Origin of the sequence: Anaeromusa sp., from assembly GCF_028691475.1 — a bacterium.
GTDB lineage: Bacteria > Bacillota > Negativicutes > Anaeromusales > Anaeromusaceae > Anaeromusa.
In genome coordinates this window covers 23,455-33,607 of the sequence record NZ_JAQUZF010000017.1, presented here as the reverse complement: position 1 = coordinate 33,607, position 10,153 = coordinate 23,455, and the positions used below count along the sequence as shown (strand labels likewise).

Sequence of the window (10,153 nt, the reverse complement as noted above, 5' to 3'; positions counted from 1 at the left end):
GCGGTAATGACCGTTGCTGTCGCAGGAGACGTATCTGCGGTCTTCCAGATTGCGCAGCAGCCGGTACACGGTGGGTTTGGGCAGCTCTGTTTTTTCCGTTAGCTGCCGCAAGGTAATCGGCGCAGGATGGTTGCCAACAGTTTCTAATATTGTCAAGGCGCGGTGCAGAGATTGCACGGATAAGCTTCCGCCGCTTGTTGCCATAGTGTTTCACCTCGTGAAATTATCATTCTATAGTTCACATGCTAAAGCAAATTTCCTAAAAAGGCAAATTATAAAAAACGGCGCATGAGCTCGTCATAACAAGGCTGACAGGGGATGGCGGTACGTATAAGGCTACTTGAATATCGTGGAACGGTTGTCTCACGATGTGAAAAGAATTAATGAAATAGACAAAATATTGTTGTCAGAGCATTTTTTGAGCAGTATAATGACCTTGAAAAATGATACTGTAATTCGTATCGTGAGACAAAAAGGAGGAAATAGAGGATGGAAGTACGTTATAGCGGGCATCCAGAGGATGTGAAACGGTACACAACGGAAGAATTGCGGCAAGAGTTCCTGATTCAAGAGTTGTTTCAGGTTAATGTCTGCAAGATGGTCTACAGTCATGTGGATCGTATGATTACCGGCGGTGTTATTCCTGTGGCGCCTCAAAAATTGGAAGCAGGAAAAGGCTTAGGCGTAGATTATTTCCTGGAGCGCCGTGAATTGGGCGTTATTAACATTGGCGGTGCAGGCAAGGTGACCGTAGACGGTACGGAGTATGCTCTGCAGTTTACGGATGGTCTTTATGTGGGCATGGGCGCCAAGGACGTAGTTTTTACAAGCGACGATGCCCAAAATCCCGCAAAATTCTATTTTACCAGCAGCCCGGCACACAAAACCTATCCGACCGTCAAAATCGAGCGTAAAGACATTGTGCCGAATCATTTGGGCAGCTTGACGAACTCTAATGATCGCAACATCTACAAGTATATTCATCCTCAAGGCGTGCAAAGCTGCCAGTTGGTCATGGGTATGACCGCTTTGGAGCCAGGCAGCATGTGGAACAGCATGCCTTGTCATACTCATGAGCGTCGTATGGAAGTGTATCTGTACTTTAAGGTGCCGGAAGATGCCGTGGTTTTTCACTTCATGGGGCAGCCTACGGAAACACGTCATGTAGTGATGCATAACGAAGAAGCGATTATTTCACCGAGCTGGTCTATTCACTCCGGCGTTGCCACCCATAATTACACCTTCATTTGGGCCATGGCTGGAGAAAACCAGACTTTCGACGACATGGACGGCGTAGCCATGCAGGATATCCGCTAAGAAATTGAAAAGGAATTGAAGAGGAGAGAAAAGAATGAGCATGTTTGATTTACAGGGAAAAGTAGCGATTGTTACCGGAGCGGTAACCGGTTTGGGACAGGGAATGGCCGTAGGTTTGGCGCAGGCTGGCGCGGACATTGTCAGTGTAGGCATTGGCGATCACAGTGAAACCGAAAGCAAAGTAAAAGCGTTAGGACGTCGTTTCTTAGGGATTGACGCCAACCTGATGAGCATTGAGCCGATTCAGGGCGTAGTAGATAAAGTGGTAGAAACCTTCGGCAAAGTCGATATTTTAGTGAACAATGCCGGTATTATCCGTCGCGCCGACGCTGTGGATTTCACCGAAAAAGATTGGGACGACGTCATGAACATCAACATCAAGACCGTCTTCTTTTTCTCTCAGACTGTAGCCAAACAGATGATTAAACAAGGTCATGGCGGGAAAATCATCAGCGTCGCTTCGATGCTTTCTTTTCAAGGCGGCATCCGCGTTCCTTCCTATACGGCCAGTAAGAGCGGCGTCATGGGAGTAACTCGCTTGATGGCCAATGAATGGGCCAAGCACAATATCAACGTCAACGCCATCGCTCCCGGCTATATGGCTACGGCTAACACCACGGCGCTGCGGGCAGACGAAGCGCGCAATGCGGAAATCGTCGGACGTATTCCGGCAGGACGCTGGGGCACGCCGGAAGATCTCGCTGGTCCGGTGGTATTCCTGGCTTCAGAAGCATCTGACTATGTAAGCGGCTATACCGTAGCGGTTGACGGTGGCTGGCTGGCACGGTAAAACCTAAAAAAAGCCGCGTGAGCGGCTTTTTTACTGTAGAAGCGTAAGAAACAGGAGGCTTGAACAAGAGTCGCGAGGAGAACCGGAGGGGACGCTAGAGGGTTAAGGGGAAACGGGTTCAATTTTCTTACAAACCTGAAACGCAAAGGGGAGACAGTACATGTCAAGAAAACTGGTTGTTAACTTACTGGTCTATGCCGACTTGGTCAAAGAAGGAGCGAAACAGGCCGAGCTGCTTTCCCATGTTGCCAGCGCGCAGGCGCAGGCTGCCGAAGTGCGCCGCGAGTGGATTCTGAATCTGCCGGAAGAACTGCCTGCGTTGGCTCAAGGGGCTAAAGAAAATGGGCTGGAATTGTTTTATTCGATTCCGGTGCCGCTTTTTGCAGCAGGACGCTTGGAGGAAGAACTATTACAAACCGTTTATGCGGAAGCGCGGCAGATGGGAGCGACACGGATCAAGTTTGCCGTAGGCAATTTTGCAGCGGCAGCGGCGGAAGAACTGCAAAAATTAGCCGTTTTGGCTAAGAAAAACGAAGATGTTTTGCTGACCGTAGAGGGCGACCAGTCGGAAGCCAATGGCCGTCTCGAAGTGCTGCTGGGATTGCTGGAAGCCTGCCGAGATTGCGGCGCTCCTGTCTATGCGACCTATGACGTAGGGAATTTTGTCTGGGTAGGTCAAGAACCGTTGCACAATGCGGTTAAGCTGGCACCGTTTGTTCGCTATATTCATCTAAAAGATGTGGTAATGACATCGGCAGGGCCGCAGGTACGGGAGCTGGATGCTGGCAGCATTGACTGGCGAGGCGCACTGGAATTACTGCCTCAGGACGTACCGGTAGCGTTGGAGTTTCCTTGTGAAGCGCCTGTTGATGAGAGAGTAGCGGCTATGCTCAAAAAAGTGAAAAATTTATCGTAAAACTATTAGACAAATTTGAATTTATCAATTAAAATAGGGATATAAATTTAAGAAACCGGTTTCGTAGGTCCGTTTATTTTAAAAGAGAGGAGTCTTTGAAAAGCAAAGAAGCAATCGTTTTTTATTTTTTTACCTTTGCAAACCGGTACACTAAAACGGTACACTTAAGAGGTCCTTTTTGGCAGAGAGATGAGTTAAGAAAGGATGAAATCTTATGAAAATTAAACAAGCGGTTGATCGAATTCCTGGCGGCCTGATGTTGGTACCTTTGTTCTTGGGGGCCTTGTGCCATACGTTCTTTCCGGGAGCCGGAAAGTATTTTGGTTCCTTTACCAATGGCCTGATTACCGGTACGGTGCCGATTTTGGCGGTTTGGTTCTTTTGCATGGGCGCTGGCATTGACGTGCGCGCTACCGGTACGGTGCTGCGCAAATCGGGTACCTTGGTTTTGACGAAAATTGCTGTCGCCTGGGTTGTAGCGATGATTGCAGTGAACATGCTGCCGGTAGAAGGCATTACGAAAGGCTTTTTTGCGGGGCTTTCCACCCTGGCGCTGGTAGCGGCCATGGATATGACCAACGGCGGTTTGTATGCGGCGTTGATGAAACAGTACGGCAGCGACGATGAAGCCGGCGCTTTCGTGCTGATGTCCATTGAATCGGGTCCGCTGGTTTCCATGATTATTCTGGGCAGCTCGGGGGCGGCCAGCTTTGAGCCTCAGCTATTCGTTGGCGCAGTACTGCCATTCTTGGTTGGCTTTGTATTGGGCAATTTAGATACGGAACTGCGTGGATTCTTTGGTCAGGCAACGCAGACGATGATTCCCTTTTTCGCCTTTGCCTTGGGGAACACGATTGACCTGTTTGTTATCGGCAAAACCGGCTTCTTGGGCCTCGGTCTTGGCGTAGTAGTTATTATTATTACTGGTATTCCGCTCATCTTGGCGGATAAATTTATCGGCGGCGGCAACGGCACAGCCGGCATTGCCGCATCCAGCACCGCTGGGGCGGCCGTGTCCAATCCTGTGATTATCGCTACGATGAAGCCGGAATTTGCGGCAATAGCTCCGGCTGCGACGGCGTTGGTGGCAACTTCGGTTATTGTCACCTCCGTGCTGGTGCCAATGTTGACGGCGTGGTGGAGCAAACGTTCCGCTTCTAGCAGCGAAGGCAGCGACTCTTTGGCTAAAGGGGCTTAGATCGGAACGGATTCCGGGGTATGGGGGTAAAACAATGAGCAATATTTTGACCGTTGGCGAGGCTATGGCCTTATTTGTATCAGAAAAAACAGGGTCTTTGGATGTGGCGGAGCGGTTCAGCCGGTTTGTCGCTGGTGCGGAAGTCAATTTTTCTATTGGCATGACGCGTCTAGGGCATACGGTAACATACTTGAGCCAGGCGGGGGAAGATCCGTTCGGTCGCGGCATCGTGCATTTTTTGCAGGACAACGGTGTAGACACCAGCTTGATCCGGCTGCTTCCCGGCGAATTTACCGGTATGCAGTGGAAAGAAAAAGTGAATGCCGGCGATCCGGAAGTTTACTCCCTGCGGCGCGGTTCGGCCGCCTCAAAGATGGATGCGTCCTTAGTGCAGACCGTGCAGTGGGCAAAATACAACCACATGCATTTAACCGGCATTCCGCCTGCATTGTCCGCAGGCTGCCGCGAGCTGCTTGGCGCTCTTTTGCAAGAGGGTAAGAAACAGGGCGTTTCCATTTCGTATGATCCGAATCTGCGTCCTGGCTTGTGGCCGGATAAAGCGGAGATGGTGAGGGTCATTAACGAACTGTCCTTCCAGGCGGATATCGTTTTCCCCGGCATTGCCGAAGCGCGGCAATTGACTGGACAGGAAACGCCCGAAGCTATGGCGGCGTTTTATCATCGCCAGGGCGTATCAAAGGTGGTCATTAAACTGGGAACCAAAGGAGCCTATGCCAGTTTTGGCGGGGAAACGGCGTTTTATATGCCGGCATTCCCGGTGGCGAAGGTGGTAGATACGGTTGGCGCTGGAGATGGCTTTGCGGTGGGAGTTGTCAGCGGCCTATTGGAAGGTCTGACCCCGCAAGAAGCGGTACGGCGCGGCGCAGCCATTGGCGCCTTGGCGGTCATGTCGCCTGGCGATAATGACGGCTTGCCGGATCGAGACGGTCTTGCGTCCTATATGGCAAAGACGTCGAGGCAGTTATCAGCCGCTGCCGGAGATTAAAGAGAAGGGGGATTCCCGCCAGGGCGTCTCCCCTTTTCTTTCCTATTATATAAACGAAATGAATTGTGACTCTCTAGACAGCCCACAAACCGATGCGGTAAAATAAAACAATATAGTGTTATGTAATAATTGAATTTTACTAAAGGACTGCTGTGTCGGCGGTTTCCTAAAGATGGGTTGAGGGTTTCATGATCGAAAGAGAAAAGGCAAACGGCAAGGTGCGCACGAATGTGACCATTGCGGATGTAGCGTTGCGAGCCGGTTGTTCCAAAACAACCATATCCAGATACTTGAACGGAAAGTTTGAGTTTATGTCGGCGGAATCGAAGGAGCGCATTGCGGCGGTGATTGAAGAAATGAATTATCGTCCTAACAATTTGGCGCGCAGCCTTAAATCCAGCCGCAGCCGTTTGATTGGCGTAATCATGGCGGATATCAGCAATCCCTTTTCTTCTATTTTAGTTAAGGGCATTGGCGATGCCTGCGCAGCGGCGGGGTATCATGTGATGATTGCGAACATGGATAATGATCCGGTGCGGGAAAAGGAATACATTTTGTCCATGCTGGATCAGCAGGTGGATGGTTTGATTTTGAACACTACTTGCAGCAATAATGAATTTCTGCAGGAAATGGCGGATCGTCGGGTGCCAATGGTTTTAGTGGACCGGGCGATTGAACCGGCTATTTTTGATGTTGTTAAAACCAACGACTTTCAAGCTACCTTGGACTTGCTGCAGTATGTAGCTGAACAAGGCTTTGGCAAGGTGGGCTTTTTCTCTCAGCCTGTGGGCAATATTGGTCCGCGTTTAAATCGGCGCAAGGCGTACCGGCAAATGTGCGACGGGCGGCTGAAACAAGCGCCGCAGGAATATGCTGTGGAAATTTCACAGCCTGAAGCGGTCAAGGAGCAGGTGCGTGATTTTCTGCAGCGCAATGGAGAAGAGAAAAAGTTTATTTTCACCGCTAACGGCGTGGCTATGCTCAGTTTGCTGCACGCGATCAACGAGCTGGGACTGCGTATTCCGGAGGATGTCGGCATCGGCGGCTTTGACGATTGGTCTTGGGCCAGCTTGGTGGGGCCGGGCATTACGACGATTGCGCAGCCCTCGTACGATGTAGGCGCAAAAAGTGTGGAACGGCTGCTGCTGCGTATTCAGCGAGGCGGGAAGGCGAAACCGAAAATCTTTGAATTACCGAACAAACTAATTTTGCGGGGGTCTTCACAGCTGTAGCGGCCCCCCTTTTCTTTTAGCTTAGAAAACGATACACGGAATCGGTAGATGAATGGAAATGAGGTGGAAATACGTATGAAAAAAGAAGAAGTGCTGCGTAGAGTAACCGAAGGCGGTTTGGTGGCGGTTGTGCGGGCGGCCAGCGGCGAAGAAGCGAAGCGTATTACGGACGCCTGCATTGCCGGCGGGGTTGTGGGTATTGAAATTACCTTTACCGTTCCCGGGGCGCATCATGTGGTGGAAGAACTGGCGAAAGTCTACGGCAACGGGGAAGTGGTGCTGGGCGTGGGCAGCGTGCTGGACCCGGAAACAGCTCGCATTGCTATTCTTAGCGGCGCTCAGTATGTGGTGACACCGAGCTTGAACGCGGAAACCGTGCGTCTGTGCAATCGCTATCGCGTGCCGGTCATGCCTGGCGTGTCTACCTTGAAGGATGTTGTAAGCGCCTTGGAACTGGGGGCCGACATTATCAAGATTTTCCCGGGCGAGCTTTTTGGACCCAAGATTATCAAGGCCTTCCACGGACCGGTGCCGCAGGCGCAGCTGATGCCGACCGGCGGCGTATCGGTGGAAAATGTCGGCGAGTGGATTCGGGCCGGAGCGGTTGCGGTTGGGGCAGGCGGCAGCCTGACTGGCGGCGCAAAAACCGGCGATTATGAAGCCATTACGGCGACAGCTAAAAAATTTCTGGCAGCCATCCGCGAAGCGCGGGGCTAAAAGCATATACAAAAGGCGGCGAGCGAAAGCTTGCCGTCTTTTTTGTTGAATAATACCTTGAATGGACGTTGATAACGAACCGGGAAACACACGAAAGACGCGAAAGGGGGTTTGCTTTTAAAAACATCGTTTCTCATAACCCTCCTGCGTTCCCTCCCGCGACTCCGATTCTCTTGTTCAATCAACTCTCCGTCGGGCCCTCACTCTACTCACTCTACTCCTGTTCAAAATTTGTTCCCAGTTATTTTTCACTGTTCCGTTCCTTCTCGTATTCTTATTTAATTTAAAGGGATTATTTAGGAAAAAGCGAAATTACGCCTTAAGAGAAACAGAGCGGTTTTCTAAGGGGGCTAGGCTTATGAAAGATGCCTGGAACGAAGTAGAAGGATACGGCTTGACAGCGGCAGAAGCGGTGAAGCGTCTGGCGGCAGAGGGCGCCAATGAGTTGCCGACGGAGCGGGAGCGGACTTTGGGAGCGATTGCTTTTGAGGTCGTTAAGCAGCCGATGTTCTTAATGCTCCTAGGCGGCGGCTTGATTTACTTATGTTTGGGCGATTCTCGCGAAGCGATGCTGCTGTTGGGGTTTGTGGCGTTAGTGATGGGGATTACGCTGCATCAGGAGCGGCGGACGGAACGCGCCTTGGGGCGGCTGCGTGATCTATCGAGCCCGCGGGCGCTGGTGCTGCGCGACGGTCAGGCTGTGCGAATTGCCGGGCGGGAGGTGGTGCGCGGCGATGTGGTGTTGTTGACCGAAGGAGACCGTGTGCCGGCTGACGGTAAACTGCTGGCGGCGACGCATTTGCTTATTGATGAAAGTTTGCTTACCGGCGAAGCCGTACCGGTAGATAAGCAGCCCTGGATTGAGGCGGACGGAGATCCTTGCGCGGCCGAAGAGCAGCAGTCTTGTGCGTATGCAGGTACGCTGGTTATTCAAGGACGAGGCGCGCTGGAGATTTTGGCGACAGGCGGGCGTTCTGAGATGGGGCGCATTGGTCAGTCTCTGCAGGAGGTGGCGGAAGCTAAAACGCCTTTGGAGCGTGAGGTCGCCCGTCTTGTGGTAGTGCTGAGCTTTGTCGGGATTTCCCTATGCTTGGTCATGGTGCTGGCTTTTGGCTTCTTCTGGGATGAATGGCTGCGGGGCATTTTAGCGGGTATTACTTTGGCCATGGCGATGCTGCCGGAGGAATTTCCGGTAGTGATGACGGTGTTCCTTGCTTTTGGCGCGTGGCGCATGTCGAAACGGCAGGTTCTGGCCAGAAGGATGGCCGCTATCGAAACGCTGGGTTCAGCTACGGTTCTTTGCGTAGATAAGACCGGGACGCTGACGCAAAACCGCATGTCTGTGCAAGCCGTGTTTGCCGCAGGGGCTGTGCATGCGTTGAAAGATGAAACCCAGCCGCTGCCGGAAGCTGTACACGAAGCCGTAGAATACGGTGTTTTGGCAAGTCGGCGGGACCCGGTAGATCCAATGGAACTGGCGTTTCGCCGCTTGGGTGAGAAGTGGCTGCCGGCGACAGAACACTGGCACGAAAATTGGGAACTTTGCCGGGAGTATCCGTTGGCGGCGGAGTTTTTGGCGGTAACGCAGGTTTGGCTGGATGATGCCGGGCGGCAGGTGGTAGCTTGTAAGGGCGCTCCTGAAGCGGTGCTGGCGGCGTGTTCGCTGACGGAAGATGAGCGCAGAGAAATTCAGGAGGCAGCGGAAAGTATGGCTGCTGGCGGCATGCGCCTGCTGGCGGTAGCGAAAGCTTTTTGGAAAGAGCAAGAACTGCCGGAGCTGGCCAAAAGCTTTCCTTTGACTTTTGTAGGGCTGGTCGGCTTGCACGATCCTCTCCGTCCAGGCGTCCCGGAGGCGGTGGCACAATGTCGGCAGGCTGGCGTGCGGGTCATTATGATGACTGGCGATTATGCGGGAACTGCCAGAAACATTGCTTTGCAGGCAGGGCTGGCGGAGAACCCGGAGGTGCTTAACGGCGCGCAAGTGGCTGCTATGGACGAGGCGGAGTTGGCGGCGGCAGTACGGCGGACGCAAGTCTTTGCGCGCTTAGTCCCGGAGCAAAAGCTGCGCTTGGTCCGGGCGCTGCAGGCTAGCGGTGAAGTGGTGGCGATGACCGGCGACGGAGTGAATGACGCGCCGGCTCTAAAGGCCGCGCATATCGGTGTGGCTATGGGCGGGCGGGGGACGGATGTGGCGCGGGAGGCGGCCTCATTAGTGCTGTTGGATGATAATTTTACGTCCATTGTCGGCGCTGTAGCCATGGGACGTCGTATTTTCGATAATCTGTGCAAAGCCATGATCTATATTTTAGCCATTCATGTGCCTATAGCGGGCTTATCTTTGGCGCCGCTGTTTTTGGAAGGAACTTCGGTGCTTTTTCCGGCGCATGTGGCTTTTTTGGAGATGATTATTGACCCGGCTTGCGCCATCGTTTTTGAAGCGGAAGCGTCAGAGGACAATGTGATGCAGCGGCCGCCCCGGGCAGCGGAGGCTTCTTTGCTCAACAAGGATATGCTAGGCAGCGGACTGCTGCAGGGCGCGGGGGTGCTGCTTTCGCTGTTAGGGCTTTTTCAAGTCATTTTATGGCTGGGACGCGATGTAGGAGAGGCCCGAACATTGACGTTTATAGCGTTGGTGTTTTGTAACTTGGCTTTGATTTTCAGCAATCGCTCTTTACAGGGGCGACTGCTGGAAACACATGGACGGAACAGCACGTTAGGGTGGATGGTGGTCGGTACGCTGCTGTTGCTGGGGATGGTGCTTTTTACGCCGGCTTTGCAGGAAATGTTTCGCTTTGTGCCGGTCCATGTCAGTGATTTGCTGCTTTGTCTGTCTGCAGGCGTGATCAGTGTTGGCTTTTCCGGTCTATTGCGTCGCTGGTGGAGCTGGAGGCAGAGAGCGGCCGAACGGAAGAGGTAATGATTTTGGGGAAATAAGGCAGGTCTTTGCAGGGTGAAAGCGAATAGAAGAAATTATGTA

General features: G+C 52.5%; 9 protein-coding genes. 8 read left to right on the top strand and 1 reads right to left on the bottom strand.

The annotated features are described in order from the left end of the window. Positions 1 to 204 (bottom strand): helix-turn-helix domain-containing protein (locus tag PHF27_RS04275; RefSeq protein WP_300066514.1); only part of this gene is annotated, 204 nt, incomplete at its 3' end. A gap of 285 nt (positions 205 to 489) precedes the next feature. On the opposite strand from PHF27_RS04275, the gene kduI reads away from it, so the two are divergent. The 8 genes from kduI (at position 490) to PHF27_RS04235 (ending at position 10,093) form a co-directional block, all read left to right on the top strand. Next, positions 490 to 1,317 (top strand): 5-dehydro-4-deoxy-D-glucuronate isomerase, encoded by an 828-nt coding sequence (gene kduI, locus PHF27_RS04270; RefSeq protein ID WP_300066511.1) that lies wholly within the window; start codon positions 490 to 492, stop codon positions 1,315 to 1,317. A gap of 34 nt (positions 1,318 to 1,351) precedes the next feature. Then, a complete protein-coding gene (kduD, locus tag PHF27_RS04265; protein ID WP_300066509.1) occupies positions 1,352 to 2,107 on the top strand; it encodes a 2-dehydro-3-deoxy-D-gluconate 5-dehydrogenase KduD in 756 nt (251 codons plus the stop codon). Between the two features lie 160 nt (positions 2,108 to 2,267). Then, positions 2,268 to 3,023 (top strand): hypothetical protein, encoded by a 756-nt coding sequence (locus PHF27_RS04260; protein ID WP_300066506.1) that lies wholly within the window; start codon positions 2,268 to 2,270, stop codon positions 3,021 to 3,023. 214 nt (positions 3,024 to 3,237) lie between these two features. After that, positions 3,238 to 4,221: a 2-keto-3-deoxygluconate transporter gene (gene kdgT / locus PHF27_RS04255; protein ID WP_300066504.1), complete on the top strand. Its 984-nt coding sequence runs from the start codon at positions 3,238 to 3,240 to the stop codon at positions 4,219 to 4,221. A 34-nt stretch (positions 4,222 to 4,255) separates the two neighbouring features. Further along, complete coding sequence (locus PHF27_RS04250; protein ID WP_300066501.1) at positions 4,256 to 5,227, top strand: sugar kinase; 972 nt, start codon at positions 4,256 to 4,258, stop codon at positions 5,225 to 5,227. A 188-nt stretch (positions 5,228 to 5,415) separates the two neighbouring features. Next, positions 5,416 to 6,459, top strand: a complete 1,044-nt coding sequence (locus PHF27_RS04245) for a LacI family DNA-binding transcriptional regulator (protein ID WP_300066498.1) — start codon at positions 5,416 to 5,418, stop codon at positions 6,457 to 6,459. Between the two features lie 75 nt (positions 6,460 to 6,534). After that, entirely contained in the window at positions 6,535 to 7,176 is a 642-nt protein-coding gene (locus tag PHF27_RS04240) for a bifunctional 2-keto-4-hydroxyglutarate aldolase/2-keto-3-deoxy-6-phosphogluconate aldolase (RefSeq protein WP_300066495.1), read from the top strand. A 358-nt stretch (positions 7,177 to 7,534) separates the two neighbouring features. Continuing rightward, positions 7,535 to 10,093 (top strand): cation-translocating P-type ATPase, encoded by a 2,559-nt coding sequence (locus tag PHF27_RS04235; protein ID WP_300066492.1) that lies wholly within the window; start codon positions 7,535 to 7,537, stop codon positions 10,091 to 10,093. The last annotated feature ends 60 nt before the right edge of the window (positions 10,094 to 10,153 follow it).